Below are 21,257 nucleotides of genomic sequence, written 5' to 3' on the forward strand. Positions count from 1 at the left end.
TCACGACAGGAATTCACGAAGCACGGCAGCCGCTTCCTTGCTCGGGAGTGCGGTGATCTCCTGGTAGAGCGCGACGGCAAGGTCGCAATAGCGAGCATAATCCGCCTCACCGATCGTTTCCCCAGTGAGCATTTCGAGATCCCTTCCCGCGTATCCCTTGCGACTAAGCCCAGCGCGAATTTTCTCCCAAGAACGATCATTGTTGACGGAATCAGCGCGCACTTGCGTCGACCGGATAATTCGAGCGTTCAAGTCGACCTCTCGCTCGGCAAGTGGCGCTGGAATCATCTTGATGACGTTTTGATCTGGCTGGCCGGATGCGTATTTGTAGCAAGCTGCTTTGTCTTGCGCCTGAATGGCCGTGTATTGATCAAGAACAAGGCGTCCAAAATCAATCAGCACCGCATCATCCGCCAGTGGCAGCAACTTCCTTGTCAGGTCGCCAATCTTGGTCCGCGTTTGCCCAACGACTTCGGCTTGGGACAGTCCTCTCGAGGCGCCGTTGACAAAGATGTCCAGGACTTCGTCATACGTCGCCGGATATTTTGCCTTCAGCACCTGATACAACTGCGCCGACTTTTGCAATGCCTTGTCCCAGCCATCCCGTGTGAGCTTGCCTTCGATTCCGGCGACCGCATATTCGTCGCCGCTTGAAATCCTGGTCACCACGCCGGCCGCCAACAACTCCGCTTCCGTTGGGATCCATATGCTCGCATTGCTGGTTGCCAACGCACGGTCGATGAAAGCCCCCGGCACTCCGGCTGTCCGGTAGATGGAGCGTTCCGCGCTGTCGTCCAGCTTGTCGTCTCCGGCAAATGCAGCACGATGAAAACCGAGCTGAGCGCCCTTCTTCAGGACCCGTTGACGACCCGCAACGAAGACGAGGGTGCAAGCAGACAGGCATCTGGCCTGGACATAGGTGTCCAGACCCCGTCCCCTGATCATAGCGTTGAGCTTCTTCCCCTCGCCAATTCGGCCGCCCACACTATCCAGATGGACAGTGCGCACGCCGGACGACGCATTCAGAATCCTTTCGAAGTCATTCGACAGCCCGAACTTGATACCACCCGAGATCTCGACTTCCGAACCATTGTTGAGGAGCTTTATCGCATAGGGTGGTATGCGGGGATCGTCAAAAAATGCGACGCTTGTGGCCTCCGAAATCTGCGGAATGCCGGTTCGGATCAGCACGAAGGCGGTGTTCAGGACGCCAAGGCAAACGACCAGTTTGGCAATGCCGGCCCATACTGCGCGCTTGCCCATCGCTAAGCGTTCATCGCGGCGACGCTGGGCCGAGCGCCAGATGCCGACCAATTGCCAGATCGCGAGGACGGTGACGAATGCCCACACCAAAACGTAAAACAGGAAGAGCCGGAATGGATCGTACGATCCCTGATTGAGGGCGGTTGCCAAGCCAATCACGAACACAGCAAAAATATTGCTGAGGTTGCCGACGACCCAATAGGAGATGCCGAGCGGAAACTCGCCTCGCCAGTGCCGCGCAACGAAATTCCATCTCTTGGCCTCGCCTGAATGATCGTGAGGCCGTTGAGACAAAGCCGGCTCCGAAGCGCTTGCCGGACCTGCATCGAGAGCCTCTTCTACCGTCTTCCAGTCCGAAAAGCCGTCTCGCCAGACGCGCACTGCACTCGGGTTCGAATGACGCCGGATCCGGTCGTCGAGATCTCGACGGTCCAGCGGTCCGAGCTGGTCTACCCCGTCAAACAAATACCATTCCGCCATTTCGTCCCCCCACCTACCTCATTATATTTGGTAGGATCGCAGTCTTGCAACTTCTCCGGGTGGAGCCTGTTTGGACATGAAGAGCCGCCGTGTCCATCTGACGGGAGCTTCGGGCTCCGGCGTGACGACGCTCGGCCGCGCGCTGGCGGACCGGCTGGCGCTGCCGCATCACGACAGCGACGATTATTTCTGGTTGCCGACGGCGCCGCCCTACCAGACGATGCGCCCGGCCGCGGATCGACTGCGCCTGATGCATGACATGTTCGTGCCGCGTCTCGATTGGGTGCTGAGCGGGTCCGTCACTGGCTGGGGCGAAGAGCTCACTCCGCTGTTCAATCTCGTGGTGTTCGTGACGACGCCGCGCGAGCTTCGTTTGCAGCGCTTGCGTTCCCGCGAAGCTGCGCGTTTTGGGGCCGATGCTGTAGCCCCGGGCGGCTGGCGCCATGAGGAGGCAGAGTCGTTTGTGGAATGGGCCTCACATTATGAGGCCGGTGACCGCGAAGGCCGCAATCTCGCAAAACATGAGGCGTGGCTCGCTGGTCTGCTCTGCCCGGTCGTCCGTGTCAACGGCGCACGGCCGATTGCGGAGCTGGTCGAGCAGCTATACAGCGACGTGGCAAGACTGCCCGGCTGATGTGATATCGTCCGGTGCCGTCCTTGCCGCCGGAGTCCCCATGACCGACAAGATTTACGCGCGCGCAGCACAGCCCGCGACGCCGATCAGTTTCGACGTGCCGGAGCATGCCTGCGACTGCCACACCCATATCCACGGCGATACCGAGAAGTTTCCGCTCTTCGCGGGGCGCGTCTATACGCCGGGACCTGCAAGCCCGGAAGAAATGGCGGCGCTGCACAAGGCGCTGCATATCGAGCGCGTGGTGATCGTCACGCCGAGCGTTTACGGCACCGACAATTCCTCCAGCCTGTTCGGGATCAAGGCGCGCGGCACCACCGCGCGCGGGGTGGCCGTGATCGACGACAGGACGACAGAGAACGAGCTCGATGCGATGCAGGCGGACGGCTTTCGCGGCATCCGCATCAACCTCGCGACCGACGGCGTCGATAATCCCGATGTCGGCCGCGCCCGCTTCACGGCTGCCATCGAACGCATGAAGGCGCGCGGCTGGCATGTGCAGCTCTACACCACGCTGGCGATGATCTCGGCGATCAAGGATCTGGTGCTGGCTTCACCCGTGCCTGCCGTGTTCGACCACTTTGGCGGGCTCGAGGCCTCGCTCGGGCTAGAGCAGCCCGGCTTTGCCGACCTCATCGCGCTGGCGACATCCGGCAAGGCCTATGTGAAAATCTCCGGCGCCTATCGCTCGTCCTCGCGCGCGCCGGACTATCAGGACATCGTGCCTTATGCGCGTGCGCTCATTGCCGCGAATCCGGACCGTATCGTCTGGGGCACGGACTGGCCGCACCCGGATTCGGCGCAAGTCGCAGGCCGCAAGGCCACCGACATCGCGCCGTTCCACGCGATCGACGATGGCCGGCTGCTCAACCAGCTCCCGGTATGGGCGCCGGATGCGCAAGTTCGCAAGAAGATCCTGGTCGACAATCCGGCTCGACTTTACGGGTTCTGAACGCAATCAGCGCGCGCGGCGCGAGAAGAACGAGATCAGCACCGGCAGGGTGACGAGGATCACGATTGGCGCCAGCATCATGCCGGTGACGACCACGACCGCCAGCGGCTTCTGCACCTGCGAGCCGATGCCGCCCGACAGCGCGGCCGGCAGCAGGCCGACGCCGGCGACGACGCAGGTCATCAGCACCGGCCGGAGCTGCAACTCGCCGGTACGGACCACCGCGCTCAGGCGGTCCATGCCTTCATCGATGAGCTGATTGAACTGCGACAGGATGATGATGCCGTCCATCACCGCGATGCCGAACAGCGCGATGAAGCCGATCGCGGCCGAGACGCTGAAAGCCGTGCCGGTGATCAAGAGGCCGAGCACGCCACCGAAGATCGCCATCGGGATCACGCTCATGGCGAGCAGCGTGTCGGTCATCGAGCCGAAATTGAACCAGAGCAGGATTCCGATGAGCGCCAGCGAGATCGGCACCACGATCGACAACCGCCGGATTGCGTCCTGAAGATTGCCGAACTCGCCGACCCATTCCATGTGCGAGCCAGGCGGCAGCTGCACCTGGTCGGCGATCTTCTGCTGCGCCTCGCGGATGGCGCTGCCGAGATCGCGCTCGCGCACCGAGAACTTGATCGGCAGATAACGTTCCTGCTGCTCGCGATAGATGTAGGCCGCACCCGAGACCAGGCTGATATTGGCGACCTCGCTCAGCGGAATCTGCGTGACGGAGCCGTTCGGCCCAGGCGCCCCGATCCGGATGTTCTGGATCGCCTCGGCGCTGCGGCGGTACTCCGGCGCCAGACGAACGATGATCGGGAAGTGGCGGTCGCTGCCGGGCTCGTAGAGATCGCCCGCGGTGTCGCCGCCGATCGCGACCTTGATGGTGGCGTTGATGTCGCCGGGCGCAAGCCCATAGCGCGCTGCCTTGGCGCGGTCGATGTCGATCTGCACCGTCGGCTGCCCAAGGGAGGTGAAGACCGCAAGGTCCGTGACGCCCTGCACCGTCGACAGCACCGACTTGATCTTGTTGGCGGTATCGGTCAGCGCCTGAAGATCGTTGCCGAACAGCTTGATGGAGTTTTCGCCCTTCACGCCGGAGACGGCTTCGGAGACGTTGTCCTGGAGATATTGCGAGAAGTTGAACTCGACACCGGGAAAGTGATCGTCGAGTTGCTTCAGCAGCTCCGCCGTCAGCTCTTCCTTGTCATGCGTGCCGGGCCACTCGCTCGCCGGCTTCAGCGGCGCGAAGAACTCGGCGTTGAAGAAACCGGCGGCGTCGGTGCCGTCGTCAGGGCGGCCGTGCTGCGACACCACGGACTCGACCTCGGGCCTGGCGCGGATCAACTTGCGCATCTCGTTGACGTAGGTGTTGCCCTCCTGCAGCGAGATGGTCGGCGGCAGCGTGGCGCGGATCCAGAGATTGCCCTCTTCGAGCTTGGGCAGGAATTCGAGGCCGAGCAACCGGCCGAACACGATCGTCATGACCACGAGGCCGGCGGCGGCGCCGAGTATGATGGCGCGGTTGGCGACGGCCCAGTTCAGCAGCGGCATGTACAGCCGGTGCAGCACCTGCATCACCCTCGTCTCGGTCTCCTCGACATGGGCGGGCAGAATGATGGCCGACAGCGCGGGCGTGACGGTAAAGGTCGCAAGCAGGCCGCCCGCGAGCGCGTAGGCATAGGTGCGCGCCATCGGTCCGAAGATGTTGCCCTCGACGCCTGACAGCGTGAACAGCGGCAGGAAGGCCGCGATGATGATGGCGGCGGCAAAGAAGATCGAGCGCGAGACGTCGGCCGCGGCGCTGAGAATGGCGTGGCTCTTCATGCCGAACAGAGTCTCTTGCGACATCTGCTCGGATTCCGTCGGTGGCGTGGTCTGTGTCAAGCGACGGAAGATCGCCTCGACCATGATGACGGTGGCATCCACGATCAGGCCGAAATCGATCGCACCGACCGAAAGAAGGTTGGCCGACTCCCCGCGCAGCACCAGGATGATCACGGCGAAGAACAGGGCGAACGGAATCGTGGCGCCGACGATCAGCGCGCTGCGCAGATCCCCAAGGAAGATCCACTGCAGCAGCACGATCAGCAGGATGCCCACCACCATGTTGTGCAGCACGGTGTGGGTGGTGAGGTCGATCAGATCCTTGCGGTCGTAGATGCGCTCGATGCGTACGCCCGGCGGCAGGATGGTCGAGCCGTTGATCTGATTGACGAGCTGCTCGACGCGATTGATGGTCGGCGTGCTCTGTTCGCCGCGACGCATCAACACGATGCCCTGCACGATGTCGTCGGAATCGTCGAGACCGGCGATGCCGAGTCGCGGCTTCTGTTCGACGGTGACGGCGGCGACGTCTTTCACCAGCACCGGATTGCCGTTGGTCTGGGCCACCATGGTGTTGGCGAGGTCGTCGATCGACTTGATCAGGCCAACGCCGCGCACCACGGCCGATTGCTGGCCGATATTGACGGTGTTGCCGCCGACATTGACGTTGGAATTGCTGACCGCCTGGAGCAACTGCGGCAATGTCAGGCCGTTGGCGACCAGCTTGTTGTTGTCGACCTGGAGCTCATAGGTCTTGCTCTTTCCGCCCCAACCCGTGACATCGATAACGCCGGGCACGGCGCGGAAGCGGCGCTGGAGAATCCAGTCCTGGATGGTCTTGAGGTCGAGGACGCTGTAGTTCGGCGGGCCGACCAGGCGATAGCGGAAGATCTCGCCGATCGGGCTCAGCGGAGAAATCTGCGGCTGCACGTTGCCCGGCAGCGGCGAGAGTTGCGCCAGGCGATTCAAGACCTGCTGTAACGCCTCTTCATAGGTGTAGGCGAAGGAGAATTGCAGTTTGACGTCGGAAAGACCGTAGAGCGAAATGGTGCGAATGGTCGTCAGGTTCTTCAGGCCCGCGACCTGGGTCTCGATCGGGATCGTGATGTAGCGCTCGATCTCTTCCGCCGACAGGCCCGGGCTCTGGGTGACGATGTCGACCATCGGCGGGGTCGGATCCGGATAGGCCTCGATGTTGAGCTGGTTGAACGCAATCAGGCCGCCGATGAACACGGCGACGAACATGCCGACCATCAGGAAGCGCCGGTTGACGGCAAGGGCGACGAGACGGTCCATTCAGGCTTTCGCAGTTTCTTGGGTCGTCGATCAGCTACCGGACGCCGCGCGGTCGATGAACAGACTGCCTTTGACCACGATCTGTTCGCCGGGCTTCAGGTTGCTGGTCACCTCGACGAGGTTGCCATTGATGAGGCCGATCTTGATCTGGCGGAGCTCGACCGACTTGTCTTCGCGCGCGACCCAGATGCGGACCTGGTCGCCTTCGTAGATCAGCGCCTGCTTCGGCACTGCCGGCGCCGCGCGGTCGCCGGCCGAATAGATCGTGACATTGGCAAACATTTCCGGCTTGAGCAGGCCGTCCTTGTTGTCGATGGTGGCGCGGACCAGCAGGCGGCGGGTGTTGGGATCGATCGCGGCCGCGACGTAATTGATCTTGGCGGTCAGGGGACGGCCCGGCAGCGCCATCACGTTGACGCTGATGTCCTGCCCGACATTGACCTGAGCAGCGTCGCTTTCGCGCACGAAGGCGGTGAGCCAGACCGTGGAGAGATCGCCGATCACGAAGACCGGATCGCTGGCGCCGGCGCTGACATACTGCCCCGGGCCGATCTTGCGCTGCACGACCGTGCCCGAGAGCGGCGCGTAGATCGTGATTTCAGGATTGATGGCGCCCTTGTCCTGGAAAGTCTTGATGGCGTCGTCGGTGAAACCGAGGATGTGCAGCTTGTTGTTCGCAGCCTCCAGCGCCGTCACCGCGGAGCGCACGTCGTTCTGCGCCTGGACCTGGGTCGCTTCCGCCTGCTGATAATCCTTGAGCGGGATGGCGCGACCTTCATAGAGGTCCTTGGCGCGCCGGTACTGGATGTCGGCAAGCTCGAGCGCCGACTTGGCCTTGTTCTGCGCCGTCATCGCCGTGATGAAATCGTTCTGGGCCTGGACGGTATCGGCGGCCTCGATTTTGAACAGCGGTTGACCCTGGGTTACGCTGTCGCCCGGCTTGGCGAGCAGTTTGGTCACCCGGCCAGCATAGGGCGAAAACACCGGCGTCGAGTGGTCTTCATCGACGGCGACCTTCCCCTCGGTGACGTATTCCGCGCGGAAGCTCTTGGTGTTGACCGGTTCGATCGTCAGCGTCGCCCATTCGGACGGCGTCGGCGTAAAATTCTGGGCGTTCTTGCGCGACTGGCTCGAGACTTCCGAAGGCCTCTTGTCCTTGGCACCGGCAAACAGGAAGCCGTAGGCGCCGGCCGAAGCAAGCGCCAGTAAAACTACGGATGCAATCACCCGTCGCTTTGTAAGCACCTGCAATCGCTTGGTATTTTCAGCTGCCATGGGGCCCGGTCATGTCTGCGACGATCTCGGCAGACGACTGCCTCATCGGTCGCGCTAATAGTGCCGATTTGAGATTTCAAACAACCTAAAAAACGCCGGGCGTCCTTCGGTTTGCGTTAAAATTTTGCGACATGTCAGCCTCAAGTCAGCTTCGCGACGGCCATTGCGGCGGATGGCTGCCGAGCGGCATCGCCGGACGGCTCCAATGCGCCGGCGTTTTCGACAGCACGGCGGCATGGCGCACGGCCGTCAACGTGCCGAAGCCAGATTGCACGGTCTCCATGAACACGGGATGTATCGTCTCGCCCGCAAGGTCCCTGGTGTTCAAGCCGCCTTCGAGCCGGCCGAGATTCCACAGCCAGCGTCCGGTCTGCGCCAGCGACACGCGCACGTGCCAGCTGCCGCCCTCACGGGCCTGGCGCGCCCTGGCCATCATCGCGCCGAACGCCATCAGGTAGCCGGTGGCGTGGTCGAGCATCTGCGCCGGCAATTCCTTCGGACCATCGATGCCGGCGGCCTTGCCTTCCGCATGGTTGAAGCCGGTCGTGGTCTGCACCAGCGAATCGAATCCGCGACGCCCGGCCCAGGGGCCGGCATGGCCATAGGCCGACAGGGTGACGTAGACGATGCCGGGATTGATCTGCGCAGCCTCATCAGGCGAAAAGCCGAGGGCCGCGAGCGCATGCGGGCGATAGCCCTGCGAGAAGATATCCGCGTCCTTGAGCAGCTCGCGCAGCTGCGCCCTGCCCGCCTCGCTCTTCAGCTCGATGAAGGTGGTGAGCTTGCCTCGGCCGGTGTCGATGGTGAGCCAGGGAATGGCCGGCAGACCGGCCCCCGAGACCAACAGCACATCCGCGCCGTGCGCAGCCAGCGTACGGCCGGCCACCGGACCTGCGATGACGCGGGAGAGATCAAGCACGCGCAGTCCTGCGAGCGGACGATCGCCTTGCGGCCATTGTTTAGGCGGGGCATCGCCGATCTTTTCGATCGAGACCAGCGGCAGCTCGGCGAGCGCGCGCGCCTGGGGTAGCGCCGACCATTCGTCGCAGGAGCGCATCAGCGCGACGACACCGCCGGCCGCGTAGGCCGCGGTTTCGAAATCCTCGCCCTTCCATTGCATCAGCGCGGCCTGCACGGATCCGCGCTCGGGCACGCAAGAGAGCAACTTGCAGACGGCGTCGCGGTGATGCGGGAAATTGGTGTGGCAGCGGACGAAGCTGTTATCGCCGGTCTTGTAGACGCCGGCGATGGCGTCCCAGGCCGGCGGCGGCGGCTTGTCGTCGAGGCGCAGATAACGCTCGGAGCGGCATTCGACGACGGCGTGGCGCATGTCGACGGTCACGTCCTGCGGCTCGCCACCGCGCAGCCGCCAGATCTCGGCAGCGGCAAGGCCTGCGGCCGCGATGGTCGTCTGCCCGGCGACGGCGACGCGGAACGAGGACGGGATCTGCGGCTCCTCGCCGGTCAAATGCACGCGTTCGAGCGCTGCCGCATCGCCACCGGCTGAGGTCCAGAGGTCGCTGAGAATATCGGCGGGGCTTTGCATGACCGCTTCCCTCCTTGTCGCCCAAGCCTGATTTGTCGCCCAAGCCTGATCTTTCGGAAAACCGCTGCACACTCTTCCGGATCATGCTGTAACTTTCGCGACCATGTCATGACCGCAGAAAGGAATGCAATGGCCGCCATCGATCCCCTCACCGCAGGCGCCGTGTTCGTCGCGACCGCGGCCACCGACGCAGTCTATGTGATGTTCACCTCCGCCGTGGTCGCACGCAAGCGCGTTCCGGCCGCGAGCTGGAGCGCGATCTGGTATCTGCTCTCGTCCTATGCCGTGATCAGCTACACCGAAAACGCCGTCTATGTGGCGTTCGCCGCGATCGGCTCCTGGGTCGGCGCCTATGCATCGCTGACCTTCCTGCATCGTCCGCCCGGCGGCCCGCCGGTGGGGGCCGCGCCGGAGTGAGCCTCGCTATCACTCACACACTCGGTGTCGTCCTGGCGAAAGCCAGGACCCATTCCCCCGGTCGAATGTTGTTAGAATGCGCTCTGGCGACGACGTCGCATAACTACAGGGATTTGTGGTAATGGGTCCTGGCATTCGCCAGGACGACGTTGGAGAGCGAACAAGCAACAAGGAAAACCAACAATGGATCTCGGTCTCAAGGGAAAGAACGCCGTCGTGCTCGGCGGCACGCGCGGCATCGGGCGGGCGATTGCGGCGACGCTGGCTGCTGAAGGCGGCAATGTCGCGGTGTGCGCGCGCAACGCCGAGCAGGTTGCAGCCACCGTTGCCGAGCTGAAAGCGAGCGGAATCAGCGCGACCGGCGGCACGGTCGACGTCACCGACGGTGCGGCGCTGAAGGCATGGGTCGAGGGCGCGGCCAAGGAGCTTGGCGGCATCGACCTGCTGTTCGCCAATGCCGGCGCGATGGCGCAAGGCCATGATCCCGCATCATGGGAGCAGAATTTCCGGCTCGACGTGCTCGGCGCCGTGCATGCTTTCGACGCGGCGCGGCCGTTCCTGGAAGCCAGCGGCGAGAGAAGCGGCGATGCCGCCTTCGTCATCATCTCCTCGATCTCGGCGGCGCAGGCCGATCTCGCCAGCTCCTATGGCCCGATCAAGGCGGCGCTGATCCACATGGCCAAGGGACTGGCGCGGCAATATGCCAAGAAGAAGATCCGCGTGAATGTGGTGTCGCCCGGCACGGTCTATTTCAAGGGCGGCGTCTGGAACATGATCGAGCAGAACATGCCGGAGCGCTACAACGACGCGATGAAGCGCAACCCGACGGGGCGCATGGCCACCCCGCAGGAGATCGCGAACGCCGCGGTGTTTCTGGCCAGCCCGGTGTCAGGTTTCACCACCGGCTCCAATCTCGTCGTGGACGGCGCGATCTCGAACCGGGTGAATTTTTGAGGGGCAGAGCGGCATCCTCATCCGAGACATCGTAGGGTGGGCAAAGCGAAGCGTGCCCACCACTTTCGCGACGAGATCCAAGACGGTGGGCACGGCGCTTACGCGCCTTTGCCCACCCTACGGCAGCTGAGCGTGTGGCGGCATCCCGTCCCTCATCTCAATGAAAATCCCGAGAGGGCGGCAGGATGCGGACGTTGCGGGGGTGGCGGATTTTTTGCGCCGGCATGTCGGCGTGGTCGCGGCGGTCGTCGTTGAGCGGCTCGACCAATGTGGCACCTGCCGGCAGCGGAGGCTTGCGGCTCAGGGCATCATTGGCGAGTCCGACCAGATCGTGCGAGCGGTCGATCATCCGCTGCGCGATCAGATGCGTCACCTTCTCGGGGCTGCTCTGAATATAGCCCTGAACCTCGATCAGGCGGGCACCCATCACCTCCTTGCGGTACTGCTCCATGACCTTGGGCCACACCACGACATTGGCGATGCCGGTTTCGTCCTCCAGCGTCATGAACACGACGCCGCTGGCGCTGCCCGGCCGCTGCCGCACCAGCACCACGCCGGCGCAGCGGACGCGGCGCCGCTCGTTGTCATGGCAGATCTCCTTGCAGGCGACGATCCGTTCGCGCGAAAACATCTCGCGCAAAAATTCCATCGGGTGGCCTTTGAGCGACAGCCGGATGGTCTGGTAGTCCGCGACCACCTGTTCGGGGCGCGGCATCACCGGCAAGGGCTTGGCCTGCTCGTCCGGCTGCTCGCGCGCGGTGGCTGATTCGAACAGCGGCAGCGCCACATCGTCGGGCAGCCGCCGCACCTGCCACAGCGCCTCGCGGCGATCGAGCCCGAGCGAGCGGAATGCATCGGCATCCGCCAGCAGGATCAGCGCGCGCTTGGGCAGCCCGGTGTCGCGGGCGAAGTCCTCGAGCGAGGTGAAAGGCCGGCGGTTGCGCGCGGCGACGATGCGGTCGGCCCAGTCTTCTTTTTTGTCATTCCGGGGCGACGCGTTAGCGTCGCGCCCGGAATCCATTCTGCCAGGCGTATGTGGCCCGATGGATTCCGGGCTCGCGCTGCGCGCGCCCCGGAATGACAACTGAGAGCGTTTTAGACGTTCCTCGTCCGGATCGAGCCAGTGAAAGCCGTCGATCTGGCGGAAGCCGAGACGCACGGCACAATATTTGTCGTCGGTATTTTCCAGCGTGTTCTGCGCAAAACTGTAGGAGACATCGATCTCGCGCACCTCGACACCGTTCTTGCGGGCGTCGCCGACGATCTGTGCCGGTGCGTAAAAGCCCATCGGCTGCGAGTTCAGCAGGCCGCAGCAGAAGGCGTCGGGATGGTGATGCTTCAGCCATGACGAGATGTAGACGAGCTGTGCAAAGCTCGCGGCATGGCTCTCCGGGAAGCCATAGGAGCCAAAGCCCTTGATCTGGTCGAAGCAGCTTCTGGCGAAATTGGCATCGTAGCCGCGCGCGACCATGTTGCCGATCAGCTTCTCCTCGTATTGGCCGATGGTGCCGACATTGCGGAAGGTCGCCATCGAGCGGCGCAGGCCGTTGGCCTCCTCGGGGGTGAATTTTGCAGCCTCGATCGCGATGCGCATCGCCTGCTCCTGGAACAGGGGCACACCCTTGGTCTTGTGCAGCACCTTGTAGAGCTCGTCCGCTGGACCATGGTCCGGCGACGGCGAGGGATAGGTCACCTTCTCCAGGCCGTTCCGCCGGCGCAGATAGGGATGCACCATGTCGCCCTGGATTGGCCCCGGCCTCACGATCGCAACTTCGATGACGAGATCGTAGAAGGTGCGCGGTTTCAGGCGCGGCAACATGTTCATCTGCGCGCGGCTTTCGACCTGGAAAACGCCGAGCGACTCCCCGGCACACAGCATGTCGTACACCCTGGGATCGTCCTGCGGAACGCTCGCCAGCACAAGACGCTCGCCCTTGTGCTGGTCGATCAGATCGAAGCATTTCCGGATGCAGGTCAGCATGCCGAGCGCGAGCACGTCGACCTTCATCATGTTGAGCGCGTCGACATCGTCCTTGTCCCATTCGATGAAGGTGCGGTCGTCCATCGCGGCATTGCCGATCGGCACATAGGTGTCGAGCCGGTCCTGCGTCAGCACATAGCCGCCGACATGCTGGGAGAGATGGCGCGGGAATTCGATCAATTCGGTCGCAAGCTCGACCGCAAGGTTGATCATGGGATTTTGGGGATCGAGCCCGGCCTGCCTCACCTGCATGTCATTGAGGCCCTTGCCCCAGCTGCCCCAGACGGTATCGGCGAGCGCGGCGGTGACGTCCTCGGTCAGGCCAAGCGCCTTGCCGACATCGCGGATGGCGCTGCGCGGACGATAATGGATGATGGTGGCGATGATAGCGGCGCGGTGGCGGCCGTAGCGGCGATAGACATATTGCATCACCTCCTCGCGCCGCGAATGTTCGAAATCGACGTCGATGTCAGGCGGCTCCAGCCGCTCCTTGGAGATGAAACGCTCGAACAGGAGATCAACCTTGGTCGGATCGACCGAGGTGATGCCGAGCACGTAGCAGACGGCCGAATTCGCCGCCGATCCGCGCCCCTGGCACAGGATGTTCTGGCTGCGCGCGTAATGGACGATGTCATGCACGGTGAGGAAGTAATGCGCGTAATTCAGCTCGGATATCAGCGCGAGCTCTTTCTTGAGCGTGGCGCGCAGCTTGTCGTCGATCTTGCCGCCGAAATATTTTTGGACGCCCGCCCAGGTCAGATCCTCCAGATGTCCCTGCGCGGTCTTGCCCGGCGGCACCGGCTCATCAGGATATTGATATCTGAGCTGGTCGAGTGAGAACTCGATCATTCCCGCAAAGCGCATGGTCTGCGCGATCGCTTCGGGGACATCGCGAAACAGCCGGGACATTTCTCGCGGCGTCTTCAGAAAGCGTTCGGCATTGGCTTCCAGCTTGCGTCCGACCGCCTCGATCGTGGTCTTTTCCCGGATACAGGTGAGCACGTCCTGAAGCGGACGGCGGCCGGGATCGTGGTAGAGCACCTCGTTGGTCGCAAGCAGCGGCACTCTTGCTTTGGCGGCGAGATCGTCGAGCCGCGCCAGGCGACGGCGGTCGTCGCCCCGATACACCAGGCTCGCCGCCAGCCAGACGCCTTCGGCGCGGCTTGCTTTCAGCTTTGCAAGCACCTCCAGCGCCTGCGCCGGGTCGAACCGATGCGGCAATGTCAGGATCAGGAGCTGACCTTCCGCAAACTCAAGAAGATCGGTGAAGTTGAGACGGCACTCACCTTTCTCGATCCGCGTGATGTCGTCGCCACGTTTTCCCTTGGTCAGAAGCTGGCACAGCCGGCCATAGGCGGCACGGTCGCGCGGATAGACGAAAATGTCGGGCGTGCCGTCGATGAAGACGATGCGCGCGCCGACCAGCAGCTTTGGTTTGTGCAGCACCTTGTCATTGTCGAGCTCCTTCCAGGCCCGCACCACGCCGGCCAGCGTGTTATGATCGGCAATCCCGATCACGGGAATGCCGAGCTTGCTGGCCTGATGCACATAGGCGCGCGGATCCGAGCCGCCGCGCAGGAAGGAGAAATTGGTGGTGATCCCGATCTCGGCATAAGCAGGCGTAATCATGCGAAGAGACCGTGCACATACCAGCGGGGCGGAGCGGACTTGCCGTCGGCGTCGAATACCTCTCCCTCGTAAAGACCGTCGCGAAAAATCCAGAAGCGCAGGCCTTCGGCATCCTCGATCCGGAAATAATCCCGCGTCAGCTGCTTGCCGTCCTGCCGCCACCATTCCATCGCGATGCGCTCGGGTCCTTCCACACGCACCACCGCATGTTTTGCGCGGCGCCAGGTGAATTGATGCGGCGGGCCGTCAGGCACGGTCGCGAACGGCACGGTGACCGGCTCCGGCTTGTCGAACAGCCTCAAGGGACGCAGCGGCGGCTCGCTCTCTACGCGCGCCGGCCATTCGGCCTGCATGGCCACGGCGAGATGATGCTGCGCGGGCACAGCCAGCACCGCCTGCTCGGGGATATGCGTGTCCTGCGGCAGGTGCACGACGACGCGTTTTCCGCCGATCCGCGCGGCGATGCGGTCGATCAGCGCAGCGAGCTCGTCATTGTCGTGGACATGGGCATCGAGATCGCGCTGTTCCTGCACCACGATCTCGGTCCGGCTCGCCGACAGCCGCACCACGTCGAAACCAAAGCCGGGATCGAGGGGGTCGGCAAGCGCATCGAGACGCTCGCGGAACAACCGGTCGATGACCTTGCTTTGCGTGACCGGTCGCCCGGTCTCGACCATGATGGCGCGGACCACGCCGTCGGTGCGGAAGAACGCGGCTTCCAGCCGGCGCGCGCCCTTGCCCTGCTTCTCCATGGAGGCGATCAAGGTATCGGCCAGCCGTGACAGCGTCATCGCGATCATGGTGTCGGTCGCGATCGGCTCGGCGAAGCGTTTTTCGACGATGTAGTCGGGTAGCGGCTTGCGCGGACTGATCGGCGCATCGCCCTGCCCCAGCGCATGTGCGAGCAGCGTGGAGAACCGCGCGCCGAACCGCGCCGTGATTTCACTCGGCGCACGCGAGGCGACATCGCCGATGGTTTTCAGCCCGGCGCGGCGCAGGCCGGTGGTAATCGTTTCGTCCGCACCGAGCGCGGACACCGGAAACCGGTCGATCGCCGCCGCCTCCTCGCCATCGGCAACGATGATGCCCGTGGCCTGCCGCGTCAGCGTGCGCGCGCAGACCGAGGTGCCGGCAATCGCCGCGCTGACGGCAAAGCCCTGGCGTCCCAGCGCGAGAACCAGCGTCCGCAACAGCGCGGCTTCGCCACCAAACAGATGCGCGCAGCCGGTGATGTCGAGAAACAGCCCGTGCGGCGGATCGAGCGCCACCAGCGGCGTGAAGCGGTCGCACCAATCGGCGATGTCGCTGAGCGTCTTCGCGTCGGCCACGACATCGGCGTCGAACACTTTCAAATCCGGACACATTGCCCGGGCATTCGCGAGCGGTTGGCCGATATGCAGACCGAGGCGCTCGGCGGCCTCGTCCAGCGCATGGATCACCAGCGCATTGTTGTCCTTGATGACAACAATGCCGGGCTCATTGGTTTTAACCAGCGCGCTGAAAAACCGCTGGATCCGGTCGATAGGCAGGCGCGGCAGCCACAGGCTGAGGATACGCCGACGGTTCACTGAACTGGCACTCATCACATTTCCATTCCATGATCCACCGGCCGCACGGGCCATGACGATTACGCAAAAGCTCGACATCGAAGCGCGGTGCGCCCCAGGCGTCCCATGCTGAACCCGGTGGCGAATGCGCCGCGCGCAGCATCCATCGTGTTTCCGCCGTCGAAGGCAGCGGCTGCGCGGCCATCCGCAGCAAGAGGCCGGTGACGCCGGATGATTGCGCCGCCAGCGTCAGCTTGCGGCTCGCCACCAGATCGAACTGGCGAGTCTCGCCCCAGAGCTCCAGCACGACGGCGCCGAGCGCATCGCAGGCGAGCGCATCGGCCGAGGTACGCAACGCACTCTCCACGTCAGTGGCGCGCACCATCACCATCAGGCGCGGATCGAGACCGAGCTCGGCGAGCCCGCTCATCGACAACGCGCCGGTCTCGCGTTCCGAGAAATCCTGCCGCACCCACAGCAGCGGCCGCTGCGCCGTCACGCGGCCCGCAAGCCCGGTGACAAAGCCGGTCGCGGCCGCCCCCTGAGACCCGGCGCAAAACACCTCGTGGATTGCCGCGCGCGCGAGCCCGCCCTTCAAGGCGCGATCGACCTCGCTATGGCCGAGCGCGATGCGGCCCTGATGATGCACGACCTCCGCCGTCTCGATCCGTTCGATCTGGCTGCGCAAGGTCGCAAGCGCGCTCATGCGTGCGCTCATGCTCGCCGCTCCTCAGAAATTGACGCCGTGGCTTTCAAAAGAAGAACCAGCGGCTAGCTCATTTGTTCATGATATGTTCTAATATAAAGCTAACGGCATCCGAAGAGTCAATCGAATTGGCGTCCTTTCGGATTCATGAGTGGAATCAAAGGGATTCAATAATGGACGTACAACGCAAGCTGGAGATCCTGGCGGACGCCGCCAAGTACGACGCCTCCTGCGCCTCCAGCGGCACCGAGAAACGGGATTCCAGCGACGGCAAGGGCATGGGCTCGACCGCGCCCGGCATGGGCATCTGCCATTCCTACGCGCCGGACGGGCGCTGCATCTCGCTGCTCAAGGTGCTGCTGACCAACGCCTGCAATTACGACTGCCTCTATTGCGTCAACCGCGCCTCATCGAACGTGCCGCGCGCCCGCTTCACCGTCGACGAGGTGGTCAAGCTGACACTGGACTTCTACCGACGCAATTACATCGAGGGGCTGTTCCTCTCTTCCGGCATCATCCGCAGCCCCGATTACACGATGGAGCAGGTGGTGAGCGTCGCGCGAAAGCTGCGCGAGGAACATCACTTCCGCGGTTACATCCATCTCAAGACCATTCCGGAAGCCGACGACGCGCTGATCGCGGAAGCCGGCAAATATGCCGATCGTCTCTCCATCAACATCGAGATGCCCGAGGAGACAAGCCTGCAGCAATTCGCACCCGAGAAGGATGTGCGCGCGATCCGCCGCACCATGGGCCGGCTGCGGCTGAAGCTGGACGAAGCCGAGGATATCAGCAGCGCAAAGACGAAGACGAAGCCGCAACGTTTTGCGCCGGCCGGTCAAAGCACCCAGATGATCATCGGCGCCGACAGCGCCAACGATCACACCATCCTCCATACCAGCGCCAATCTCTACGGGTCATACCGGCTGCGGCGCGTCTATTACTCCGCCTTCAGCCCGATCCCCGATGCCAGCCGCGCGCTGCCTCTGGTCCAGCCGCCGCTGCTGCGCGAGCACCGGCTCTATCAGGCCGACTGGCTGATGCGGTTCTACGGCTTCGATGTCGGCGAGATCGTCGACGACAGCGCGATGCTGCCGCTCGACATCGACCCGAAACTCGCCTGGGCGCTCCGCCATCGCGACCGCTTTCCGCTCGACATCAACCGCGCCAGCCGCGAGGAGCTGCTGCGCGTGCCGGGCTTCGGCACCAAAGCGGTCGAGCGCATCATCGCGACGCGGCGCGCCACCACGATCCGCCTCTCCGATCTGGCGCGGCTGCACGTGCCCAAGCACAAGGCGCTGCCGTTCATCATCCTCAGCGATCACCGTCCCTCGCCACATCGTCTCGATGCCGCCGGGCTGATCGAGCGATTCAGGCCGAAAGCAACACAATTGGGGTTTGGCTTCTGATGCAGTACATCACCCTCGACACCGAAACCGATTTCCATGGCTGGCGCACGGCCGCACGCACGCTCGTGCTTGGCCATGTGCAGCCCACCGACGTGACCTGGACTGTGCAAGGCGGCGAAGCCGATCTGTTCGCACCGCCCGCCCCGTCGCCGATCCTCGAGGCAAACGAGGCCACCTTCAGCGTATCGGGCAAATTCGTCGACCTCGCGAAATCGGCAATTCTGCATCGGAACGGCGAGCGCTTTGCGATCCTCTATCGCCTGCTCTGGCGATTGAGGGACAATCACGACCTCATCGAGGTCGCGACCGACCCCGATGTTGGGCAAGTCACGGCGATGGCACGCGCGGTTCATCGCGACGAGCACAAGATGCACGCCTTCGTGCGCTTTCGCGAGATCGGCCGCGAGCGCGCCGCGCACTACGTCGCCTGGTTCGAGCCGGAGCATCACATCGTCGAGCTCGCCGCACCGTTCTTCGCAAAGCGCTTTGCCGACATGCCCTGGTCGATCCTGACGCCGGATCTCTGCGCGCATTGGGACGGCCACGCGCTCTCGTTCACACCAGGCGTGAGCAAGAGCGAGGCTCCGGGCGAAGACCGGCTGGAGGAAACCTGGCGGAGCTATTACGCCAGCATCTTCAACCCGGCGCGGTTGAAGGTGAAGGCGATGCAGACGGAGATGCCGAAGAAATACTGGAGGAACCTGCCGGAGGCCTCGATCATTAAACCGTTGATCGAGGACGCCGAGCGCATGACCGGCGCCATGATCGCCAACGCCGCAACCGATCCGCACAAGCCTCAAAAGCGGCCGGAGGCTCTGATGAAACGCAAACCCGCGACCAACGATCTCGACGCGCTCCGCGAGGAGGCCGCCCATTGCCGCGCCTGCCCGCTGTACAAGGACGCGACGCAAACCGTATTCGGCGAAGGCCCGAAGGACGCCACCATCATGCTGGTCGGCGAGCAGCCCGGCGACAAGGAAGACCTCGCCGGCCATCCCTTCGTCGGTCCGGCCGGCCAGATGCTCGACCGCGCGCTGGCGGAAGCCGGCGTCGATCGCAGGAAGGTCTATGTCACCAACGCCGTAAAGCACTTCAAATTCGTGCCGCGCGGAAAAATCCGCCTGCATCAGAAACCGGCGACGCCGGAGATCAAAGCGTGCCGGCAGTGGTACGAGCGGGAAGTTTCGGCAATCCAGCCCGCGCTCATCGTGGCGATGGGCGCGACCGCAGCGCAAAGCGTGTTTGGCAAGATCACGCCTGTGGGCAAGACCCGCGGCCGGCTCATGGACCTGCCCGACGGACGCAAGGCTCTGGTGACGGTGCACCCGTCCTATCTGTTGCGGCTACCCGATCCCGAGGCGAAGGCGCTGGAATATCTGCGCTTTGTCGAAGACCTGAAGATCGCCGCCGCGATGCAGCGAAAGGCCCCGCGCGCCGCCTGAGAGGGCTGACACAAACGGCAACAAACCTTGGATAAGCTCCATCATTTCAACTGCCTGCCGACCATTTCAACTGCCTGTCACATACAGCGCGCAAACTTCTGGACCTTAGGACCAGGAGAATTTCCATGAGTGACGTTGCTTTGCCAGGCTCGATCGAGCCGGCCTTGAGTAAGGGGCCAGACCTCAATCGCGGATTCCATCCGCTCACCGGCGTGATCTACATGGGGGTGATCGCCGCCGCACTGCTCTTCGTTGCCTACAGCATCTGGGTCGACGTCGATGCATCAGGCGCGCAGATCAAGACTTTCGCCCCCTTCCTCCTGCTCTTCGTCGCGCTTCTGATCGCGCTCGGCTTCGAGTTCGTGAACGGTTTCCACGACACCGCCAACGCTGTCGCGACCGTGATCTACACCCGCTCGCTGCCCGCCCACATCGCCGTGGTGTGGTCCGGCATGTTCAACCTGTTCGGCGTGCTGCTGTCCTCCGGCGCGGTCGCGTTCGGCATCGTCTCGCTGTTGCCGGTCGAGTTGATCCTCCAGGTCGGCTCCAGCGCCGGCTTCGCAATGGTGTTCGCGCTGCTGATTGCCGCCATCATCTGGAACGTCGGCACCTGGTATTTCGGCCTGCCGGCCTCGAGCTCGCATACCCTGATCGGCTCGATCATGGGTGTCGGCATCATGAACGCGGTCCTGCATGGTCGCAGCGGCACCACCGGTGTCGACTGGACCCAGGCCACCAACATCGGCAAGGCGCTGCTGCTGTCGCCGCTGTTCGGCTTCGCGCTTGCCGCCGGCCTGCTGCTGATCCTGCGCACCGTGCTGCTGCGCGCAACGCCCGCCCTGTTCGGCGAGCCGAAGGGCGACCAGCCGCCGCCGTGGTGGATCCGCGGCATCCTGATCCTCACCTGCACCCTTGTGAGTTTCTTCCACGGCTCCAATGACGGTCAGAAGGGCATGGGCCTGATCATGCTGATCCTGATCGGTACCGTGCCGACGGCCTACGCGCTCAACCGCGCACTGCCGGAGAGCCAGATCACTCTGTTCAGCCAGAACTCGGAGGCTGCCAGCAAGATCATCGAAAGCAAGGCCGCCGGCTACAACGTGATCGGCAATCCGCGCCCGGCCGTGACCAACTATGTCGCCCAGCACGAGGTCAATGGCGGCACGTTCCCGTCGCTTGCAGTTCTGGTGCGGGACATCGCCAAGCAGGTGACTACCTACGGCTCGCTCGCGAAGGTACCGGCCGACCTCGTCGGCAACACCCGCAACGACATGTACCTCGCATCGGAAGCACTGCGCTTCCTGATGAAGGACAAGGAAGCCGAACTCAGCGCCGCCGACGTCACCGTGCTCAACGCCTACAAGGGCTCGCTCGACAGCGCCACGAAGTTCATCCCCGGCTGGGTGAAGATCGTGGTCGCCATCGCGCTTGGCCTCGGCACCATGGTCGGCTGGAAGCGCATCGTCGTCACCGTCGGCGAGAAGATCGGCAAGACGCACCTGACCTACGCGCAGGGCGCCTGCGCCGAGATCACTGCGGCCGCCACCATCGCCGCCGCAGACGTCTACGGCCTGCCGGTCTCGACCACCCACGTGCTGTCGTCAGGTATCGCAGGCACCATGGCCGCCAACGGCTCGGGCCTGCAATGGGCGACGATCCGCAACATCGCCATGGCCTGGGTGCTGACTTTGCCGGCCGCGATGATCATCTCGGGCGTGCTGTATTACCTGTTCTCGCACGTGTTCTGAGCCGCGACCCGGCACACCGACAAAAAGGGCCCGTGCGATGCACGGGCCCTTTTCATTTGTCTTTCGCTCTAGGGTCCGGACTCAATTAGTCCACCATGAGACTGCGGCTGCCAACAGGATTGCAGACAGGAAGATGTCTGCGCGCTTGTCG

The 21,257-nt window shown here is 63.6% G+C and carries 14 protein-coding genes; 7 read left to right on the forward strand and 7 right to left on the reverse strand.

Annotated features, from left to right (window positions below):
- Entirely contained in the window at positions 1–1,743 is a 1,743-nt protein-coding gene (locus tag JQ621_RS33995; RefSeq protein WP_212241450.1) for a COG3904 family protein, read from the reverse strand.
- A gap of 76 nt (positions 1,744–1,819) precedes the next feature.
- Here JQ621_RS33995 and JQ621_RS34000 point away from each other — a divergent pair, with 76 nt between their 5' ends.
- Positions 1,820–2,377: a P-loop NTPase family protein gene (locus tag JQ621_RS34000; protein WP_212241451.1), complete on the forward strand. Its 558-nt coding sequence runs from the start codon at positions 1,820–1,822 to the stop codon at positions 2,375–2,377.
- A gap of 40 nt (positions 2,378–2,417) precedes the next feature.
- On the forward strand, positions 2,418–3,329 hold the full coding sequence (locus JQ621_RS34005; RefSeq protein WP_212241452.1) for an amidohydrolase family protein: 912 nt from the start codon (positions 2,418–2,420) through the stop codon (positions 3,327–3,329).
- A 6-nt stretch (positions 3,330–3,335) separates the two neighbouring features.
- On the opposite strand, the gene JQ621_RS34010 is transcribed toward JQ621_RS34005, so the two are convergent.
- The 3 genes from JQ621_RS34010 to JQ621_RS34020 form a co-directional block, all read right to left on the reverse strand.
- A complete protein-coding gene (locus tag JQ621_RS34010; RefSeq protein ID WP_212241453.1) occupies positions 3,336–6,452 on the reverse strand; it encodes an efflux RND transporter permease subunit in 3,117 nt (1,038 codons plus the stop codon).
- A gap of 30 nt (positions 6,453–6,482) precedes the next feature.
- Positions 6,483–7,727, reverse strand: a complete 1,245-nt coding sequence (locus JQ621_RS34015) for an efflux RND transporter periplasmic adaptor subunit (RefSeq protein ID WP_212241454.1) — start codon at positions 7,725–7,727, stop codon at positions 6,483–6,485.
- 145 nt (positions 7,728–7,872) lie between these two features.
- Complete coding sequence (locus JQ621_RS34020) at positions 7,873–9,273, reverse strand: CoA transferase (RefSeq protein WP_212241455.1); 1,401 nt, start codon at positions 9,271–9,273, stop codon at positions 7,873–7,875.
- 129 nt (positions 9,274–9,402) lie between these two features.
- Here JQ621_RS34020 and JQ621_RS34025 point away from each other — a divergent pair, with 129 nt between their 5' ends.
- Both JQ621_RS34025 and JQ621_RS34030 read left to right on the forward strand, forming a co-directional pair.
- Complete coding sequence (locus JQ621_RS34025) at positions 9,403–9,690, forward strand: hypothetical protein (protein ID WP_212241468.1); 288 nt, start codon at positions 9,403–9,405, stop codon at positions 9,688–9,690.
- Between the two features lie 183 nt (positions 9,691–9,873).
- Positions 9,874–10,644 (forward strand): SDR family NAD(P)-dependent oxidoreductase, encoded by a 771-nt coding sequence (locus JQ621_RS34030; RefSeq protein ID WP_212241456.1) that lies wholly within the window; start codon positions 9,874–9,876, stop codon positions 10,642–10,644.
- A 157-nt stretch (positions 10,645–10,801) separates the two neighbouring features.
- On the opposite strand, the gene JQ621_RS34035 is transcribed toward JQ621_RS34030, so the two are convergent.
- Genes JQ621_RS34035 through JQ621_RS34045 form a run of 3 tightly spaced genes read right to left on the reverse strand, consistent with a single transcriptional unit; the run spans position 10,802 to position 16,519 of the window.
- Complete coding sequence (locus JQ621_RS34035) at positions 10,802–14,254, reverse strand: error-prone DNA polymerase (protein WP_212241457.1); 3,453 nt, start codon at positions 14,252–14,254, stop codon at positions 10,802–10,804.
- Complete coding sequence (locus JQ621_RS34040) at positions 14,251–15,837, reverse strand: Y-family DNA polymerase (RefSeq protein WP_212241459.1); 1,587 nt, start codon at positions 15,835–15,837, stop codon at positions 14,251–14,253. The genes JQ621_RS34035 and JQ621_RS34040 overlap by 4 nt, the downstream gene beginning before the upstream one ends.
- The gene (locus JQ621_RS34045) at positions 15,740–16,519 is read right to left on the reverse strand and encodes an ImuA family protein (RefSeq protein ID WP_212241461.1); all 780 of its coding nucleotides are present in this window, start codon (positions 16,517–16,519) and stop codon (positions 15,740–15,742) included. Before JQ621_RS34045 ends, JQ621_RS34040 begins: the two co-directional genes overlap by 98 nt.
- A 161-nt stretch (positions 16,520–16,680) precedes the next feature.
- On the opposite strand from JQ621_RS34045, the gene JQ621_RS34050 reads away from it, so the two are divergent.
- The 3 genes from JQ621_RS34050 to JQ621_RS34060 all read left to right on the forward strand — a co-directional run bounded on the left by JQ621_RS34050 (position 16,681) and on the right by JQ621_RS34060 (position 21,106).
- Positions 16,681–17,916, forward strand: coding sequence for a putative DNA modification/repair radical SAM protein (locus JQ621_RS34050; protein WP_212241463.1), 1,236 nt, complete (start codon positions 16,681–16,683; stop codon positions 17,914–17,916).
- A complete protein-coding gene (locus tag JQ621_RS34055) occupies positions 17,916–19,358 on the forward strand; it encodes a UdgX family uracil-DNA binding protein (RefSeq protein ID WP_212241465.1) in 1,443 nt (480 codons plus the stop codon). The genes JQ621_RS34050 and JQ621_RS34055 overlap by 1 nt, the downstream gene beginning before the upstream one ends.
- A 125-nt stretch (positions 19,359–19,483) precedes the next feature.
- Positions 19,484–21,106, forward strand: coding sequence for an inorganic phosphate transporter (locus JQ621_RS34060; RefSeq protein ID WP_212241466.1), 1,623 nt, complete (start codon positions 19,484–19,486; stop codon positions 21,104–21,106).
- Positions 21,107–21,257 lie beyond the last annotated feature (151 nt).

Source organism: Bradyrhizobium manausense, from assembly GCF_018129685.1.
Taxonomy (GTDB): domain Bacteria; phylum Pseudomonadota; class Alphaproteobacteria; order Rhizobiales; family Xanthobacteraceae; genus Bradyrhizobium; species Bradyrhizobium manausense_D.